At 65.0% G+C, this 16,959-nt stretch carries 17 protein-coding genes and 1 tRNA gene; 9 read left to right on the top strand and 9 right to left on the bottom strand.

All coding sequences use genetic code 11. From position 1 onward, the window contains the following. Position 1 precedes the first annotated feature (1 nt). Entirely contained in the window at positions 2-1,042 is a 1,041-nt protein-coding gene (locus tag GV035_RS18720) for a microcin C ABC transporter permease YejB (protein ID WP_159836478.1), read from the bottom strand. 10 nt (positions 1,043-1,052) lie between these two features. Beyond that, the gene (locus GV035_RS18725; protein WP_236572659.1) at positions 1,053-2,936 is read right to left on the bottom strand and encodes an extracellular solute-binding protein; all 1,884 of its coding nucleotides are present in this window, start codon (positions 2,934-2,936) and stop codon (positions 1,053-1,055) included. A 260-nt stretch (positions 2,937-3,196) separates the two neighbouring features. On the opposite strand from GV035_RS18725, the gene fabI reads away from it, so the two are divergent. Then, a complete protein-coding gene (gene fabI / locus GV035_RS18730) occupies positions 3,197-3,988 on the top strand; it encodes an enoyl-ACP reductase FabI (protein ID WP_159836480.1) in 792 nt (263 codons plus the stop codon). Between the two features lie 90 nt (positions 3,989-4,078). Here fabI and GV035_RS18735 read toward each other — a convergent pair whose 3' ends face one another. From GV035_RS18735 to GV035_RS18745, 3 genes are all read right to left on the bottom strand, one after another. Further along, complete coding sequence (locus GV035_RS18735) at positions 4,079-4,456, bottom strand: hypothetical protein (protein ID WP_268892272.1); 378 nt, start codon at positions 4,454-4,456, stop codon at positions 4,079-4,081. A gap of 218 nt (positions 4,457-4,674) precedes the next feature. Continuing rightward, positions 4,675-5,034: a hypothetical protein gene (locus GV035_RS18740; protein ID WP_159836482.1), complete on the bottom strand. Its 360-nt coding sequence runs from the start codon at positions 5,032-5,034 to the stop codon at positions 4,675-4,677. Positions 5,035-5,255: 221 nt separating this feature from the next. Continuing rightward, positions 5,256-6,572 (bottom strand): MFS transporter, encoded by a 1,317-nt coding sequence (locus tag GV035_RS18745; RefSeq protein ID WP_159836483.1) that lies wholly within the window; start codon positions 6,570-6,572, stop codon positions 5,256-5,258. A 167-nt stretch (positions 6,573-6,739) separates the two neighbouring features. Between GV035_RS18745 and GV035_RS18750 the strand changes: the two genes are divergently transcribed. The 8 genes from GV035_RS18750 (at position 6,740) to mdcH (ending at position 13,960) form a co-directional block, all read left to right on the top strand. After that, entirely contained in the window at positions 6,740-7,540 is an 801-nt protein-coding gene (locus tag GV035_RS18750; protein ID WP_159836484.1) for a GntR family transcriptional regulator, read from the top strand. Next, the gene (mdcA, locus tag GV035_RS18755; RefSeq protein ID WP_159836485.1) at positions 7,537-9,213 is read left to right on the top strand and encodes a malonate decarboxylase subunit alpha; all 1,677 of its coding nucleotides are present in this window, start codon (positions 7,537-7,539) and stop codon (positions 9,211-9,213) included. Before GV035_RS18750 ends, mdcA begins: the two co-directional genes overlap by 4 nt. A 5-nt stretch (positions 9,214-9,218) precedes the next feature. Beyond that, on the top strand, positions 9,219-10,091 hold the full coding sequence (locus GV035_RS18760) for a triphosphoribosyl-dephospho-CoA synthase (protein ID WP_159836486.1): 873 nt from the start codon (positions 9,219-9,221) through the stop codon (positions 10,089-10,091). Between the two features lie 21 nt (positions 10,092-10,112). Then, positions 10,113-10,427: a malonate decarboxylase subunit delta gene (locus GV035_RS18765; protein ID WP_159836487.1), complete on the top strand. Its 315-nt coding sequence runs from the start codon at positions 10,113-10,115 to the stop codon at positions 10,425-10,427. Continuing rightward, the gene (locus tag GV035_RS18770) at positions 10,424-11,281 is read left to right on the top strand and encodes a biotin-independent malonate decarboxylase subunit beta (protein ID WP_159836488.1); all 858 of its coding nucleotides are present in this window, start codon (positions 10,424-10,426) and stop codon (positions 11,279-11,281) included. Before GV035_RS18765 ends, GV035_RS18770 begins: the two co-directional genes overlap by 4 nt. After that, on the top strand, positions 11,278-12,102 hold the full coding sequence (mdcE, locus tag GV035_RS18775) for a biotin-independent malonate decarboxylase subunit gamma (protein WP_159836489.1): 825 nt from the start codon (positions 11,278-11,280) through the stop codon (positions 12,100-12,102). Before GV035_RS18770 ends, mdcE begins: the two co-directional genes overlap by 4 nt. A gap of 275 nt (positions 12,103-12,377) precedes the next feature. Continuing rightward, positions 12,378-13,016 (top strand): malonate decarboxylase holo-ACP synthase, encoded by a 639-nt coding sequence (locus GV035_RS18780; RefSeq protein WP_159836490.1) that lies wholly within the window; start codon positions 12,378-12,380, stop codon positions 13,014-13,016. Next, positions 13,013-13,960: a malonate decarboxylase subunit epsilon gene (mdcH, locus tag GV035_RS18785; RefSeq protein ID WP_159836491.1), complete on the top strand. Its 948-nt coding sequence runs from the start codon at positions 13,013-13,015 to the stop codon at positions 13,958-13,960. The genes GV035_RS18780 and mdcH overlap by 4 nt, the downstream gene beginning before the upstream one ends. A gap of 44 nt (positions 13,961-14,004) precedes the next feature. On the opposite strand, the gene GV035_RS18790 is transcribed toward mdcH, so the two are convergent. The 4 genes from GV035_RS18790 to GV035_RS18805 form a co-directional block, all read right to left on the bottom strand. After that, on the bottom strand, positions 14,005-14,745 hold the full coding sequence (locus GV035_RS18790; protein WP_159836492.1) for a phage late control D family protein: 741 nt from the start codon (positions 14,743-14,745) through the stop codon (positions 14,005-14,007). 10 nt (positions 14,746-14,755) lie between these two features. Further along, positions 14,756-15,007 (bottom strand): PAAR domain-containing protein, encoded by a 252-nt coding sequence (locus tag GV035_RS18795; protein WP_159836493.1) that lies wholly within the window; start codon positions 15,005-15,007, stop codon positions 14,756-14,758. A gap of 310 nt (positions 15,008-15,317) precedes the next feature. Further along, a tRNA-Ser gene (locus tag GV035_RS18800) sits at positions 15,318-15,410 on the bottom strand. 177 nt (positions 15,411-15,587) lie between these two features. Continuing rightward, entirely contained in the window at positions 15,588-16,838 is a 1,251-nt protein-coding gene (locus GV035_RS18805; RefSeq protein ID WP_159836494.1) for an aspartate kinase, read from the bottom strand. Positions 16,839-16,959 lie beyond the last annotated feature (121 nt).

Below are 16,959 nucleotides of genomic sequence, written 5' to 3' on the forward strand. Positions count from 1 at the left end.
GTCAACGCTCCAGTTGCTCGAATTGAATGCGCGGATCGACCCATACGTAGCACAGGTCCGAGACGAGCTTCGTCGCGAGGCCGATCAGCGTGAAGAGATACAGCGTGCCGAGCACGACCGGATAATCGCGCCGCACGACCGATTCGTAGGACAGCAGCCCGAGGCCGTCGAGCGAAAAAAGCGTCTCGATCAGCAGACTGCCCGTGAAGAACGCGCCGATGAACGCCGCCGGGAAGCCGACGATCAGCGGCAAGAGCGCATTGCGAAAGACGTGCTTCCACAGCACGCGCCGCTCGCTCAGGCCCTTCGCGCGCGCCGTCAGCACGTACTGCTTGCGGATTTCGTCGAGAAATGCGTTCTTCGTGAGCATCGTGACGATGGCGAAGCTCCCGACCACCGACGCCGCCACCGGCAACGTGATGTGCCACAGATAGTCGAAAATCTTCCCGCCGAGCGAGAGCGTCGCCCAGTTGTCCGAAGTCAGATTGCGCAACGGGAACAGTTGCCAGAACGTCCCGCCGCCGAACAGCACGAGCAGCAGCACGCCCAGTACGAAGCCGGGAATCGCGAAGCCGATCAGGACGATGAGACTCGTCGCGACATCGAACCGGGAGCCGTTCTTCACGGCCTTCGCGATGCCGAGCGGCACCGATATCAGATAGGTGATGAAGAACGTCCACAAGCCGATGCTGATCGACACCGGCAGCTTCGACACGATCAGCGACCACACGCTCTGATGCCGGAAGTAGCTCTCGCCGAGATCAAAGCGCGCGAACTTGCCGAGCATCGAGAGATAACGCTGAAGCGGCGGCTTGTCGAAGCCGTAGAGCGCCTTCAGTTGCGCGATCTGCTGCGCATCGACGCCTGTGTGCGAGCGCATGCCGAACGCCGCGCCGCCCTCCGCGTTGCCGCGCCGCAGGTCGTGAACCGCCTGCTCGACCGGACCGCCCGGCACGAACTGGATCACGACGAACGTCAGCGTGAGCACGCCGATCAGCGTCGGAATCATCAACAGAATGCGTTTGAGGATGTAGCTCCACATCGCGTCGTCCTTATCTAGATACCGCCGTGGGCTTCTTCCACCACGTCGAGAGCACCCACTCGTCCGCGACGTAATAGAGCGGCAACGTCGACGGATAGCCGAGCGTGTTGCGGTACGCGACCCGATGCGTCGCCGAGTACCAGTGCGGAATCACGTAGTAGCCGTTCATCAGCACGCGGTCGAGCGCGTGCGTCGCGTCCACGAGCTGATCGCGCGTCTGCGCGGACACGACCTTGCGCAGAATCGCGTCGATGGCCGGCGACTTCACGCCCGCCAGGTTGTCCGAGCCCTGCTCGTCCGCATACTTGCTGCCGAAGCGCGACACCTGCTCGGTGCCCGGCACCTGCACGTCGGGCAGACGCACGCTCGTCATGTCGAAGTCGAACGCATCGAGGCGCTTCTGGATCAGCGCGTAGTCGACAGTGCGAAAGTTCATCGTGATCCCGAGCTTTTGCAGATTGCGTCCGAACGCGGCCGCGACCGGCTCCATCGACGCGCCGCCGCCCGTGTCGTCGAGTATCTCGAACGCGAACGGCTGGCCCTTCGCGTTGCGCAGCGCGCCGTCGCGATACGTCCAGCCCGCTTGCGCCAGCAACTCGCGCGCCTTGATGAGATTCGCGCGCAGCGAGCCGGGCGGATCGGTGTCCGGCTGCTTCGGCATGTCGCCGAAAACCGCGGGATCGAGCTGCTTGCGCAACGGATCGAGAATCGCGAGCTCGCCTTCGCTCGGCGTGCCTTTCGCCTGCAAATCCGTATTGACGAAGAAGCTGTCCGTGCGCTTGTACTGGTTGAAGAAGAGTTGCCGGTTGAGCCACTCGAAGTCGAGCGCGAGATCGAGCGCCTGGCGCACGCGCACGTCCTTGAAAAGCGGCCGGCGCAGGTTCATGAAGAAGCCCTGCATCCCCGTGCCGTTGTGGTGCGGAAATTCGCGCTTGATGAGTTCGCCGCTGTCGAACCGCTTGCCGATATCGCGCCTCACCCAGCTTCGCGCGACGTTCTCGACCAACACGTCGTACTCGCCCGCCTTGAACGCTTCGAGCCGCGCGGTGGCGTCCGAATACAGCTTGTATTCGATGCGCGCGAAGTTGTGCGTCCCGACGCGCACCGGCAGCGACGCGCCCCAGTAGTGCGGATCGCGCTTATAGGCGATCGTGCGACCGTTGTCGAACGAGTCGATCACGTAATCGCCGCTCGCGATCGGCTTTTCGAACGCGAGCTGATCGAACGGAACGCGCGTGCCGTCGGCGCGCAGCCCCCATTTGCGCGAAAACACCGGGATGCCGCCCGCAAGCAGCGGCATTTCGCGCGTCGCGACCTTGTATTCGAAGCGGATCGTCAGCCGGTCGACGACGACCGCGCGTGCGATCTGCCCGAAGTACACCGAAAACTGCGGCGCGGCTTTCGGACTCTTGAGCGTCTCGAACGAGAACTTGACGTCCTCGGCCGTGACCGGATCGCCGTTCGTGAAGCGCGCTTTCGGATTGATATGGAAGGTGGTGGACAGCCCGTCCGCGGCCACGTCGATATTGTCCGCGAGCAGGCAATAGGCGCTCGCCACTTCATCGGAGCTACCCGTCGTCAGGCTTTCGAACATGAGCCCGAGTCCCGGCGCGGGATTGCCTCGTAGCGTGAACGGGTTGAACTTGTCGAAGCTCGTCAGGCGGCTCGGATTGGCGAGCACCAGTGTGCCGTCGCGCGGCGCGTCGGGATTGACGTAATCGAAGTGCCTGAAGTCGGGCGGATACTTCGGCTCGCCGTACTGCGCATAGGCGTGCGCGGCGAACGCGGCGCTTGAGGCAAAGAACGCGATGCACGCGGCGAGCACGAGCGCGAGAAGCGTGCCCCGCGCGAGCGATGATGCGTACGGCAGGCGGGACGTCGACAGCCCGGTCATAGGCTCCTTGCGAGATGAGTGAATGGCCCGGCGCGTTGCAGAGCGCATCGGCGCTCACGCGGACTGAGCGGAAGCGGCCGGACGGCTCTGGCGATGTGAGAGAATTCTACCCAATCAAAACGCCATGCGGTTTGGCGCACGGCGGGCCTCTCACGCGAGGCTCGCGCGTCCCGTCGAACCCATGCGCGCCGCACCCGACGCGAAGCCGCAATCGAGACGCCTTGCGAGCCTCGCGTGACATTGACATTCAAGGAGCATTCATGGGCTTTCTCGCTGGAAAACGAATTCTGCTGACCGGCTTGCTGTCGAACCGCTCGATCGCTTACGGCATCGCGGAGGCCTGCAAGCGCGAGGGCGCGGAACTGGCGTTCACGTATGTCGGCGAGCGTTTCAAGGACCGCATCACCGAATTTGCGACCGAGTTCGGCAGCGACATGATGTATCCGTGCGATGTCAGCAGCGACGCCGACATCGAGGCGCTCTTCTCCTCGCTCAAGGAACGCTGGGATACGCTCGACGGTCTCGTGCATTCCATCGGCTTTGCGCCGCGCGAGGCGATTGCCGGCGACTTCCTCGAAGGCATGACGCGCGAGAACTTTCGCATCGCGCACGACATCTCCGCGTACAGCTTCCCGGCGCTCGCCAAGGCCGCGCATTCCATGCTCTCGGACAGCGCGTCGTTGCTCACGCTCAGCTATCTCGGCGCGGAACGCGCAATTCCGAACTACAACACGATGGGTCTCGCGAAGGCATCGCTGGAAGCGAGCGTGCGATATCTCGCGGCATCGCTCGGGCAAAAGGGCGTGCGCGTGAACGGCATTTCGGCAGGTCCGATCAAGACGCTCGCGGCGAGCGGCATCAAGGGCTTCGGCAAGATTCTCGATTTCGTCGAAGACAACGCGCCGCTCAAGCGCAACGTGACCATCGAACAGGTCGGCAACGTCGCCGCGTTCCTGCTGTCGGATCTGGCGGGCGGCGTGAGCGCGGAAATCGTTCATGTCGATGCCGGGTTCCATGCGGTCGTCGGCGGCATGGCTGGCATCGGCGAGTAAGGTTGTGTGCCGCGTCGTCGCGGCAGGGTGTCGAAAGGGCTGTTTCCTCGTGAAACGGCCCTTTTGTCGTTTGGGAGCCGTCGAACGCAATCAATGGTGTCCGTGGCCGTTTCCATGACCATTGCCGTGGCCGTTGCCATGCCCGTGGTCGTATCCGTGGCCACGCCACGGCTCCGGACCGTGCCCGTAGCCGTGATGCCGATACCAGTCGTTGCGGCTCCAGTAGCGTCGTCCATCCCAGTACCGGTCGCCGTGCCAGCCGATGACCACGGGCGGCGCGTACATCGGCGCGGGCTGATAGATGACCGGCGGCGGGGGCGGCGCGTAGACGGGCGTCGGCGCGACGTACACGGGCGCCCGAATCCCGATATTCACGCCGATGCGTACATCGGACGCCTGCGCCGGACTGCCTGCGATGCAGGCGGCGGCACTCACCGCGGCTGCGAGCAACTGCCTCGTTGATTTCATCGCTTTCATCCTCGTTTTCTCGTTGTTGGCATGCGACGAAATATAACGGAATGCTTTCGAACGAATATTTCCGCTTTGTAAGTTTCTGCCGATCGCGCGGTTAGGTCAGAGGAAAGCTTACGTTTCGTTACACCGGGGAAGCCGAGCGCCAAACAAAAAGCCACCCGCGTTCGTGCGGATGGCTTTCGGTCGAGAAGCTAAGCGCCCGGGCTTTCGGCTCAGTGCCAGCCGTGGTGTCCGTGATCTCCGTGATCCCCGTGTCCGTGGTCTTCGTGACCGTATGCGTTGCCGTGGCCGTGATAGCGATACCAGTCGTCGCGATCCCAATATCGGCGGCCGTCCCAGTATTGGTCGCCGTGCCAGCCGATCACGACGGCCGGCTGCGCATAGACCGGAGGCGGCGGCGCGTACATGACGGGCGGCGGAGGCGGCGCGTAGACCGGCGCCGGTGCCACGTACACAGGCGCGGGAATCCCGATGTTCACGCCCACGGACACTCCCGCCATCGCCGCGCCGGAGACCGTCAAGCCGCCGAGCACCAGCGCGTATGCCACGGAAGCCTTCGAAACCTTGTTCATGTGAAGCCCACCTCGATGGGATATTTGTTGTGTTGAATCGACTATATCGAACGATTTGCCGGACAGTTGTTCGAGTTCGTAACGTCGCGTTACTGCCCGCTTGCCCTGCTCGGCGCGGCTCCAGGCTTACGACGATGTAAGCCTCACCGCGTCCGCTGCCGGCGCCAATAGAAACGGCGGCCCGTGCAGGCCGCCGCGATAGTACCGCAATGTCTCGTGCGTCAGTTTGGCAGTTCCTGGCCCTTTGTCTCCGGCGCGAACGGAATAACCGCAAGGCCGACCAGGAACACGATGGCGGTCAGCGCGATCGGCACGCCGAGCGTCTTCATGTTGAGCACCATCGCGCCGATGCCGAAGTTCACGATCGCACCGATGAACCGCCCAACCGACGTGCAGAACGCGAACGCCGTCGCGCGCACGCGGGTTTCGAACTGCTCCGGCAGCCAGAGGCTGAAGAGCGCGAAATTGCCGCCGAAAAAGCCGAGCACGAACAGCAGCGCGATGAACGGCACGAGCCCGTTGTTCAGATAGAACGCCCAGCCGAACGACAGCGCGATCGACGCCGCCATGCCGACGAAGTACACCGCGAGCGTCTTGCGGCGGCCGATGCGCTCGGCCATCGGCGGCAGCGCGAGACAGCCGATGATCGTGCCGATCGACAACAGCCCCGTCGCGATTGACGCCATGCGCGCGGCTTCGGGCTTGGTCATGCCCGCCCGCGTCGCAAGCTGGATGACCGCCGACGGTTCATACACCGCGCCCGCCCACAGCCCGATGATCGCCACCGTGAGCAGCACCGCCGCGACGATCGTGCGCTTGCGGTACTGCGCCGAGAAAATCGAGCGCAGCGGACTCTGATGCTTGACCGCAGGCGCCGCCGTGGCTTCGGCGCGCTCCCACTTGTCGGTTTCCTTCACGCGCATCAGCACGAGAATCGACACGACGACCGGGAACAGGCCGACCAGGAACATCGCGCGCCAGCCGAACGCCGCGCCGATGGTGTAGTTCAGCGCGGCCGCCAGAAAGAAGCCAGCGTAGTAGCCGGTTTGCAGATAGCCCGCGCCCATCTTGCGGCGGTCCTCCGGCCACGCTTCCGCGACGTACGTCCCGGCGAGCGCCCACTCCCCGCCTATGCCCACGCCCGCGAAGAACCGGTAAATGCCGAGCGCCCAGACCGTGTGCGCGGTGGCGGCCAGCCCGGTAAAGATCGCGAACGTGAAGATGGTCGCGGCGAGCACCTTCGTGCGCCCGAACCGGTCCGCGAGCGGCCCCCAGATGAACGACAGTCCCCATCCGACGAGAAAAAGCGCAAAGAGAATCGACCCGGCGAGGCCGACGTTCGCGGGCGTCGCGGCATAGCCCGAACGCGGCAGCAGTTCGGTCAGCGCCGGCGCGAGCACGAGCGCGTAAATGAACGAGTCCATTCCGTCCAGCGTCCAGCCCGCCCAGGCGCCCCAGAAGCCGGTGATCTGCGAACGGTTGAGCGGTGTCTTCCTGGCGCGCGTGGCGCTAATTGGTCGGTCTAGCGTGCTCGGCATGGCGTGTCTCTCCTTCTCTCTGCGGTCGGCGACTGACGGGAAATTCGACGCGCGTGTTATCGGTGTGAGTGTCGGCGTCTAGGGAAAGCACCGGGGTTCGGTGCGCGGTTTTATATATAATATTTGAACAACAGGACGCGACAAGTCCGCACTTTCACCTAGCAGCCATGTCGACAGATCTCTCATCACCATCGGCGTCGCCGGCTCCGTCATCGTTTCGCGACGCGCAGTTCGAGCCGCGCCAGAGCACGTCGCGCTTCATCGCGCATGCGTTGCGCGCCGCCATCGTCGAAGGCGCGCTCACGCCCGGCGAGCCGCTCCGTCAGGACGCGATCGCCCGGCAGTTCTCGGTCAGCGCGATCCCCGTGCGCGAAGCCTTCCGGCAGCTGGAAAGCGAAGGCTGGGTGACGATCGAGCCGAATCGCGGCGCGGCCGTCAGCCCGCAATCGGCGGACGAGGCGCGCGAGATTTACGAGATTCGCGCATCGCTCGAAAGTCTCGCCATCGGCATCGCCATCGGGCATCACACGCCGGAAACGCTCGCCGAATGCAAACGCCTGCTCGAAGCCGCCGAGAACGAGCCGGACCCCGCGCTCTACGTCATGCGCAACGAGGAATTTCATGCGAGCCTGTACGCGCCGGCCAACCGTCCGCACTTGATGGAACTGATCGGCCAGATGCACCGGCGCGGCGAGCGGTACTTGCGTCTCAAACTCGGCCTGCCGATTCATAAAGATTCGTCCGATGCCGAGCATCGCGCGATTTTCGATGCGCTCGCCGCACGCGACATCGAAGCCGCGCAGACGCTCGTCGCGCGCCATCTGCTCGCAACGGGCGAACTGATTCACCGCTTTCTCGCCGATGCGCAGGCGCAAGCAGAATCGAGTCACATCAAGAAAAAGCGCCGCACGCGCGCCGCTTCAGGCAGCGCATCCTCCCGAACGACTTCCCGACAGGCCGACCGATGACTTCGCCCCCTTCCGCCGATGCCCTCACGCAGTCCCGAAGCTGGAACACGCGCGCACAGGAGAAAGCGCGCCGCCTGAAGCTGATCGAGCCGTGGCTCGACGGTCCGGTGCTCGACACCCAACGCATCGTGGATGCGCTGCATGCGCTGATCGTCACGGGAGACCGCGTCGCACTCGAAGGCAACAATCAGAAGCAGGCGGATTTTCTGTCGCGCGCGTTCGCGCGGCTCGACCCGGAGCGCGTGCATGACGTGCATCTGCTGATTTCGAGCATCAGCCGGCCCGAGCATCTGACGCTCTTCGAACGGGGCATCGCGCGCAAGGTCGATTTCGCCTTCGCCGGTCCGCAGAGTCTGCGCGTCGCGCAACTGCTGGAGGACGGGCTGCTGGAAATCGGCGCGATTTATACGTACATCGAACTGTACGCGCGCATGTTCATCGACCTGACGCCGAACGTGGCGCTCGTCTGCGCGGAAAAGGCCGACCGCCACGGCAATCTGTACACCGGCGCGAATACCGAGGACACGCCGACCATCGTGGAAGCGGCCGCGTTCCGGCATGGCATCGTGATCGCGCAGGTCAACGAGATCGTCGATGAACTGCCGCGCGTCGATATTCCCGGCTCGTGGGTCGATGTGATCGTGAAGGCGGACCGGCCGTTCGCCGTCGAGCCGCTTTTCACGCGCGATCCGCGACACATCGGCGAACTGCAGATTCTGATGGCGATGATGACCATTCGCGGCATCTACGCGCGCTATGGCGTGAGCTCGCTGAATCACGGCATCGGCTTCGACACGGCGGCGATCGAACTGCTTCTGCCGACCTACGGCGAATCGCTCGGGCTCAAGGGCAAGATCTGCACGCACTGGGCGCTCAACCCGCACCCGACGCTCATTCCCGCGATCGAAAGCGGCTGGGTCGAGAGCGTGCACTGCTTCGGCAGCGAGGTCGGCATGGAGAACTACATCGCCGCGCGCCCGGACGTGTTCTTCACCGGACGCGACGGCAGCCTGCGCTCGAACCGCGTGTTCTGCCAGCTTGCCGGACAGTACGGCGTCGATCTCTTCATCGGCTCGACCTTGCAGATGGACGCGGACGCGAATTCGTCGACCGTCACGCTCGGGCGGCTGGCGGGCTTCGGCGGCGCGCCGAACATGGGCCACGATCCGCGCGGCCGCCGTCATTCGAGCGAAGCGTGGCTCAAGCTCCTGAAAAACGACGGTCCGAATCCGGCCATCGCGCGGGGCCACAAGCTCGTCGTCCAGACGGCCGAGACGTACAAGAAAGGCGGCGAGCCGACCATCGTGGATGCGCTCGACGCCATCGCCGTCGGTGAAAAAAGCAGCATGCCGATTGCGCCCGTGATGATCTACGGCGACGACGTCACGCACGTGGTGACGGAAGAAGGCATCGCGTACCTGCACGCGGCCGAAGGCGTCGACGAGCGGCGCGCGGCGCTCGCCGCCGTGGCCGGCGTGACGCCGATCGGCATGCGCGCCGATGCAACCAAGACGGCCGAACTGAGGCGGCGCGGCGTCGTCGCGTTCCCGGAAGACCTGGGCGTGCGGCGCGGCGACGCCAAACGCTCGCTGCTGGCGGCGCGCAGCATCGACGATCTCGTCGCGTGGTCGGGCGGTCTCTACGCGCCGCCCGCGCGATTCAGAAGCTGGTGAGCGCGATGACCGCCGCCCTTCCCCTTCGCGATGACGTCTGCCAGAACGAGCGCGCCGCGTCGGCGCCTGCGATCGCCACGCTCGCCGTCGATGCGCTGATCGCCGAGGCGCGTCTCACGCCGAAGCCCGCGCTCGTCGACGAACGCGGCAGCGGCGCGCACCGCGATCTCGATCTCGACACGATGCTGCGCTCGGCGCACGCGCTGGAACCGACGTTTCTCGCGATCGCGCGGGCCGCGTCGGGCGCGGCGCCGTCGCAGGCATTGCGCGAACGGCTCGCGCGCATCGGCCGCGAAGGCGAAGCCGCGATGCTGCGCGCGACCGGCGGCAGCAACGCGCATCGCGGCGCGATCTGGATCGTCGGTCTGCTGTGCGCGGGCGCGGCGATGCATGCGCCCGGCGACAGCGAAGCGATCTGCGCGTCGGCGGCACGGATCGCGCGATACGACGACCGCTTCGCGCCCGCGTCCGCGCAGGCGAGCCACGGTGCGCGCGTGACGGCGCGGTTTCGCGTCGCAGGCGCGCGAGGCGAAGCGCGCGACGGCTTTCCGCACGCGTTGCAGATCGGCTTGCCCGCACTCGACGATGCGCGCCGGCGCGGTCTGACCGAAACCGGCGCGCGGCTCGACGCGCTCCTCGCGATCATGGCCTCGCTCGACGATACGTGCCTGCTTCATCGTGGCGGCACGAAGGCGCTCGCCGTCGCGAAGGACGGCGCGCGGCGCGTGATCGAGCATGGCGGAATCGCGCACGCGCGGGGCAGCGCGGCGCTCGCGCGGCTCGAACGTGACTTGCTGGCGCTGAACGCGTCGCCGGGCGGCGCGGCCGACCTGCTCGCGGCCACACTCTTTCTCGACAGCCTCGGGCAATCGTCCTGAGACGCAACCAGAGGAACGAAGATGGAAAACATGCGATACGAATACCCCGCCAAACGGCCGGTCACGCGCCGCGCGCACGTGGGCGTCGTCGGCTCGGGCGATCTCGAAGTCCTGCTCACGCCGTCGCAAACGGCCAACGCGGAGGTCGTTATCCGCACGAGCGTCGACGGCTACGAGCACGTCTGGAAAAGCGTGCTCGACCGCTTCTTCCAGCGTTACGACGGCGCGGCGAAATTCGAGCTGAACGACTTCGGCGCGACGCCCGGCGTCGTGATGCTGCGGCTCGCCGAAGCCGCCGAAGCGAGCGATGCGTCGGAAAACGGAGAAACTCGATGAACGCTCACGACACGTTTCTCGCGCGGCACAGCTTCATCGAAATGACGGCGCGCGAGCGCGCTCGGGCCTTGCTCGATGCCGGCACGTACCGCGAATTGCTCGGCCCGTTTGACCGGCTCGAATCGCCGTGGCTCGCGATGCAGAACGTCATCTGCCAGTCCGACGACGGCGCGGTGATCGCACGCGGCACGCTCGGCGGCGAGCCGGCGGTGATCGCGGCGATCGAGCCGGCGTTCCAGGGCGGCAGCATCGGCGAAGTGTCGGGTGCGAAGATCGCGGCGTCGCTCGAACTGGCGCTCGGCGAATTCGAAGCGGGCCGCGCGATTCGTCCCGTCATCCTTTTCGAAACCGGCGGCGTGCGCTTGCAGGAAGCGAATCTCGGCCTCGCGGTCATCGCCGAGATTCAGGCGGCCATCGTCGCGCTGCGGCGGCACGTGCCGGTCGTCGGCGTGATCGGCGGGATGGTCGGCTGCTTCGGCGGCATGTCGCTCGCAGCCGCCTTGTGCACGGAACTCGTGATGACGCGGCAGGCGCGGCTCGGCATGAACGGGCCGGAAGTGATCGAGCAGGAAGCGGGCATCGAGGAACTCGACGCGAGCGATCGCCGGCTCATCTGGTCGATGATCGGCGGCGAAGAACGCGTCGCGGTCGGGCTCGCCGATACGCTCGTCGAAGACGACACGGCCGAGGTCCGCGGGGCCGTGCTCGCGGCGTTCGCGCGGGGCGTTCCGGCGCGGCATCGCAGCGAGGACGTGGACGGATTCATCGAACGGCTCGCGCGCGTGAATCCCGACGCGATCGATCCGGAGACGCTGCGCACGCTGTGGAACCCGACGGGAGGATCGCAACGATGAGCACGATCAACGGCATGGATTCGCGCGGCGCGTGCTGGCTGGATGCGTTGACCGATGCCGCCGCCGGCGCCGAAAGCGGCCCGGTCCGCTCGCGCGACGGCGAGCTGGATGGGGCGGCGGCGCGCTTTATCGCCGTGGTGCCCGATCCGCATAACCGCTTTCCCCGCGCGACCGACAACGTGGTCGGCCTGGAACAGGGCTGGCTGCTCGCCCGCGCGGTCCGCGAAGTGATCGAAGCGGATCGCGAGGCGGAATCGAAGCGGCCGATCGTCGCCATCGTCGATGTGAAAAGCCAGGCCTACGGACGGCGCGAGGAATTGCTCGGCATCCATCTCGCGTGCGCCGCCGCCGTGGATGCGTACGCGAGCGCGCGTCTCGCCGGGCATCCGGTGATTGCGCTGATCGTCGGGCCGGCGATGTCGGGCGCGTACCTCGCGCACGGCTATCAGGCGAACCGGATCGTCGCGCTGGATGCGTCGGGCACGGCCGTGCATGCCATGGGCAAGGAAGCGGCGGCGCGCGTCACGCGGCGCAGCGTCGAGAGCCTCGATGCGCTCGGCGATACCGTCTTGCCGATGTCGTACAAGATGAGCGCCTACGCGAAGTTGGGACTGCTGCACGAACTGATCGAAGGCGTGAATGCAGATGCGCCTTCGAAGGCGGATGTCGAGCGCGTGAAGGCGTCGCTGGCTGCGGCGGTTGCGGATGCGCGAGGCGGTCCGCGCGATCTGTCGAACCGGCTGACGTCGGCGGATGCGAAGCGCACGCGGGCGGCGTCGGTTGAGGTGCGCCGGCGGATGCGCGAGCAGTGGGAGGGGTGATGGAGCATCGAAGGCGGTCGATGCGCGTTTCGGCCGTTCGGGGCGTTTCGGGCGTTAGGGGCGTTAGGGGCGTTCGGGGCGTTTAGGGCGTCCGGGCGTTTGCGGCGTTTGCGGCATCGAATGCATTTGGTGCGTTCGGAGGCGCGGGCACGTCCGGGCCGCTCGGTGCATTGCGTGCATTCCACGTATTCCGCAATTTCTGCGTCCCGCGCGCTCTATCCCGCGCTTCGGCCCGCCACGCCGCGTAACCAACGGATAGAGAACCGTATCGCGTGATGAATCCCCCGCTGCCCGAACCGCGCCCGCACGACTTGCTGGCCTTGTCCGCGACTGCGCCGCCCTTTCCCGATGCGCCCCCGTGGGTCGACGCATCGCTCGCTCGCGCGCCGTTCGTGGTCGTGCGACGCGCGCCGCGCATGGGGAGCGCGATCGCGGTCGGCATACGCGGCACGGCTCGCAGCGAGCGATTCGGCGCGTGGCTCGAACCGCGCTACATCGACAGCGCGTTGACGCCCGAAGCGTTGCGGCTGCGCCAGCCCGACGCATCGCGCGAGAATATGCCGGCCTTCGCGTTTCTGCGCGCCATCACGCCGATCCTCGACGCTTCCGGCCTCGCCTGGGGACCGGCGGGGAGCACGGGCTTCGAATTGGCGAGCGGCGTGCCGACGATCACGACACACAGCGACCTCGACGTCATCGTGCGAGCGCCCCAACCGCTTTCGCACGCCGATGCATCGCGGCTTCTCGATGCACTCTCGCTCCAAGCCCGCCCGGCCGGCACGCGCATCGACGTGCAGATCGAAACGCCCGGCGCCGCCTTTTCGCTCGCGGATTTCGCCAGGCAGAACGTGCGCGTGCTGCTTCGTCACGCGGACGGTCCGCGTTTCGCCGCCGATCCGTGGGCTGCGCCGTGATCGCGTATCTCTTTCCCGGACAAGGCGCGCAAACGCCGGGCTTCCTGCATCGGCTGGGCGGCGAGAAGCCGCATCCGGCAATCGCGCGAACGCTTGCGGAGGCATCGGCCATTCTTGGCGAAGACGTGCTCTCGCTCGATGACGCCGACGCGCTCGCATCGACCGTCGCGGTTCAGGTCGCGCTGACCGTGGCGGGCGTCGCGGCGGCGCGTGCGCTCGCCGACGAAGGCATCGAACCGCAAGCCGTCGCCGGGCTGTCCGTTGGCGCGTACGGCGCGGCGGTCGCCTGCGGCGCGCTCGCCTTCGACGAGGCGCTGCGGCTGGTGCGCCTGCGCGCCACGCTGATGGAAGACGCCTATCCGCGCGGCTACGGAATGCTCGCGATACTCGGCATGAACGAACGCGAGATCGCGAGCGTGATCGACGAGGCGCGCGCCGAGGCCCGCGCCGATGCCTACATCGGCAATCTCAACGCGCCGCGACAAATCGTCGTATCGGGCAGCGACGACGCGCTCGACGCCGTGCGCAAAGTCGCGCTCGCACGCGGCGCACGCAAGGTGGAGCGGCTGGCGGTGAGCGTGCCGTCGCATTGCGTGCTGCTGGAAGACGCAGCGGCACGCCTCGCGGAAGCCGCCGACAAGGTGCGCTTCGTCGCGCCGCGCATCGCGTATGTGGGCAATCGCGGCGCACGCGCGCTCGTGCGCGCCGATGCGATCCGCGAAGACCTCGCGACCAACCTGCGCTATCCGGTGCGCTGGCACGATTCGACGATCGCGCTCGCCGAGCGCGGCGCGAACGTGTTCGTCGAGATGCCGCCCGGACGCACCCTGACCCAGCTTCTCGCCGAAGCCCTGCCCGATACGCCGGCCGTCGCGATGGACGCGTCGCCGGTTGCATCGACTGCTGCGCGCGTACGCGCGGCCTGCGGACGCACCAACGACTGAACCTTCTCGACCGTCGGCGTTCTGTCATCCAGCCGTCAGCAGAATCAGAATTGTCGGATATCCTCGGGCGCATGAAAGAGAATCGTGTCGTATGCGTTCTTGTGATCTTTGTGAGAGCCGGGCGAGTCGCATAGCATCAGCGTCATGCCGTCGAAGTGATAATAGATTCCCCATTCGCTCCATATCTGAATGAGAAAGTCGTAATCACTTTGCCAAAGCTGCCGGATATAATCCCGCTTCGGAAAGATATTGTTGTTCAGTGAAACCGCAGCCAGGCGCGTGCGCCACGGGAATTTATACTTCGTGCCTGTAAGCACCGCCTCGGTAACTTCCAAAACCGTTAAATTTTGGAAAATTCGATTCTCTTTGTTCTGGCCTAAAAGCCAGAGCCACGGCCTAACCGTGAATTGATAGTACGCGCGTCGCTCGTCGCTGCCGATCTGCTGGACCTCGGTAATGATGCCCTCGATGGTGCGGACGCCCGCGCCGACATTGCCCGCGCCGAGATCACCGGGCAGTCCCGGAATGAACGTTCCTTTCCCCTCGAATTCCAGCAGGATTTTTATCGTTTTACCAATGTAATCGTCGGGCTTGATCAGTTCGCGGGCTTTATAGAGGCGGAACGTCGGACTATCAAGCGTGGCGAAGTCAAGGCGATATTCAAAGAGTTCGCCGAGCGTTTCGACGCCCTTGAGGCGCTGAGGCAGAAGAATATCCCCGCTGCCCCAAGTGGGTAGCGCCTCGCATTCCACCTTCAGGGTGCGGCTTTGTAGCGGATCGAACATGGTTATTGCCTCACGTCCGAATCAGCGTTGCACCGCAAGCCGTTGTGTCACCGATATAGGCGACGCGGCGACCCTTATGGGTCATTTTGCCCGTCGCGATGATCGGGAAGGTGCCGCCGCACTTTGGGCACTCGGTCAGGTGTTGATCGAGCGCAACGGGAATGCCCAAATGCTTGAAATCGGGCGCTGCTTGAATGACAACGCCGCCGTGATTCGTCTTGTCGCCAAGGCGCGCGGCCTCGCGGCCGGTTGCATCTCTCATCCTTTGTTGTCCTTATTGCTCAAGATGGAAATGCGGAGCATTGCAACGCACGGGCGTTGTCGTCGCTATCGGAATCTTCCTAAAACGGCGGAGGGTGGCGTTGGGTAAGGGACTTGTGTCGCGCCCTGATGCCAAGCGACAAAGATAACAGTTCTGACCAGCGTTGCAGAGCGCATGAACTTCTTGCGCATACGGACCGACTATCGTCGCGATTCCGCACGGAACGGCGAACGCCACGAAGCACTCGCGCGGCACCCCAAAACAAAAAGCCCCACAAGTCTTTCGACTTGCGGGGCTTTTCTCCTACCACTGGCGGAGACGGAGGGATTCGAACCCTCGATCCAGTTTTTAGCCAGATGCTCCCTTAGCAGGGGAGTGCCTTCGACCTCTCGGCCACGTCTCCCAAACTTTTCGTTGCGCCGGGAGTGCAGCGCAACGAGATCGAGATAATAGCCTGTTCAGCCGCAGCGGTCAAATTCGCATGACGATTTTTTCCAATCGATCAAATTCGAATCACGCCGGCAACCGAACCGAAACAGTGCCGAAGGTATGAAACCGCTAGTAGCCGCCTGATAGCCGCTTAACCGCGGTCCAACTCGAACGCCTTGTGCAGCGCGCGAACCGCAAGCTCGGTGTACTTCTCGTCGATCAGTACGGAAATCTTGATTTCGGAAGTCGAGATCATCTGGATGTTGATGCCCTCTTCCGACAACGTGCGGAACATCGTGCTCGCGATGCCCACGTGCGAACGCATGCCAACGCCCACGACCGACACCTTCGACACCTTCGGATCGCCCAGCACGGTTTCCGCGTTCACGTGGCCCTTCACCTGGCCGTTCAGGATCTCCAGCGCGCGCTGATAGTCGCCGCGGCCCACCGTGAACGTGAAGTCCGTCTTGCCGTTCACGCTTTGATTCTGAATGATCATGTCGATGTCGATGTTCGCATCGGCCACCGGACCCAGAATCTGATACGCGACGCCCGGCTTGTCGGGCACGCCCATGACCGCGATGCGCGCTTCGTCGCGCTGGAACGCGATGCCGGAGATAACTGCCTTTTCCATGTTCTCGTCTTCTTCAAAAGTAATCAGGGTGCCCGAGTGCATTTCGGCATCGAGCGGCATGAGCGGATCGGTCAGGCTCGACAGCACCCGCGTCTTCACCTGGTACTTGCCGGCAAACTCCACCGAGCGGATCTGCAGAACCTTCGAGCCCAGGCTCGCCATTTCCAGCATTTCCTCGAAGGTCACGCGATCCAGCCGTCGCGCCTCTTCGACGACGCGCGGATCGGTCGTGTAGACGCCGTCGACGTCGGTGTAGATCAGGCACTCGTCCGCCTTCAGCGCCGCCGCGATAGCAACCGCCGACGTATCCGAGCCGCCGCGCCCGAGCGTGGCGATATGGCCTTCCGGATCGACGCCCTGGAAGCCGGTGATGACCACGACCTTGCCCGCGTCGAGGTCTTTCAACACGCGTTCGCCGTCGATCTCGCTGATGCGCGCCTTCGTGAACGCGCTGTCCGTCCTGATGGGCACCTGCCAGCCGGCATAGCTCACGGCGTCGAGACCTTCCGCGTGCAGCGCGATGGCGAGCAGCCCCACGCTGACCTGCTCGCCCGTGGAGGCAATCATGTCGAGTTCGCGCGGGTCCGGGTTCGCCGTGATGTCTTTCGCAAGACCCAGCAGGCGGTTGGTTTCGCCGGACATCGCCGAGGGCACGACGACCATTCGGTGGCCGGCCTTGTGCCATTTGGCGACGCGCTTGGCGACGTTCTTGATGCGCTCGACCGAGCCCATCGAAGTGCCGCCGTATTTGTGTACGATGAGTGCCATTGTCGTTTTGAACTGAAGGGAAAACCGCGCTGACGCGCTCGATGCGTGATGCTCGTGGTGCTCTGGCGTTGCGCTCGACGGCTTCGGGGATAGGGAAAGCCAGCAACGATACGCGGGTGCC

It is taken from the genome of Burkholderia sp. 8Y, from assembly GCF_902506145.1.
In the GTDB taxonomy this organism is placed as follows: Bacteria; Pseudomonadota; Gammaproteobacteria; order Burkholderiales; family Burkholderiaceae; genus Caballeronia.

Bases quoted from the DNA above. Each gene is read 5' to 3' on its own strand.
- GV035_RS18735 (WP_268892272.1), bottom strand. From the start codon at position 4,456: ATGAAATCAACGAGGCAGTTGCTCGCAGCCGCGGTGAGTGCCGCCGCC.
- GV035_RS18795 (WP_159836493.1), bottom strand. From the start codon at position 15,007: ATGAGAGATGCAACCGGCCGCGAGGCCGCGCGCCTTGGCGACAAGACG.
- GV035_RS18725 (WP_236572659.1), bottom strand. From the start codon at position 2,936: ATGACCGGGCTGTCGACGTCCCGCCTGCCGTACGCATCATCGCTCGCG.
- GV035_RS18745 (WP_159836483.1), bottom strand. From the start codon at position 6,572: ATGCCGAGCACGCTAGACCGACCAATTAGCGCCACGCGCGCCAGGAAG.
- GV035_RS18765 (WP_159836487.1), top strand. From the start codon at position 10,113: ATGGAAAACATGCGATACGAATACCCCGCCAAACGGCCGGTCACGCGC.
- GV035_RS18750 (WP_159836484.1), top strand. From the start codon at position 6,740: ATGTCGACAGATCTCTCATCACCATCGGCGTCGCCGGCTCCGTCATCG.
- GV035_RS18760 (WP_159836486.1), top strand. From the start codon at position 9,219: ATGACCGCCGCCCTTCCCCTTCGCGATGACGTCTGCCAGAACGAGCGC.
- mdcE (WP_159836489.1), top strand. From the start codon at position 11,278: ATGAGCACGATCAACGGCATGGATTCGCGCGGCGCGTGCTGGCTGGAT.
- GV035_RS18805 (WP_159836494.1), bottom strand. From the start codon at position 16,838: ATGGCACTCATCGTACACAAATACGGCGGCACTTCGATGGGCTCGGTC.
- GV035_RS18720 (WP_159836478.1), bottom strand. From the start codon at position 1,042: ATGTGGAGCTACATCCTCAAACGCATTCTGTTGATGATTCCGACGCTG.
- GV035_RS18780 (WP_159836490.1), top strand. From the start codon at position 12,378: ATGAATCCCCCGCTGCCCGAACCGCGCCCGCACGACTTGCTGGCCTTG.
- mdcA (WP_159836485.1), top strand. From the start codon at position 7,537: ATGACTTCGCCCCCTTCCGCCGATGCCCTCACGCAGTCCCGAAGCTGG.
- fabI (WP_159836480.1), top strand. From the start codon at position 3,197: ATGGGCTTTCTCGCTGGAAAACGAATTCTGCTGACCGGCTTGCTGTCG.
- GV035_RS18790 (WP_159836492.1), bottom strand. From the start codon at position 14,745: ATGTTCGATCCGCTACAAAGCCGCACCCTGAAGGTGGAATGCGAGGCG.
- GV035_RS18770 (WP_159836488.1), top strand. From the start codon at position 10,424: ATGAACGCTCACGACACGTTTCTCGCGCGGCACAGCTTCATCGAAATG.
- GV035_RS18740 (WP_159836482.1), bottom strand. From the start codon at position 5,034: ATGAACAAGGTTTCGAAGGCTTCCGTGGCATACGCGCTGGTGCTCGGC.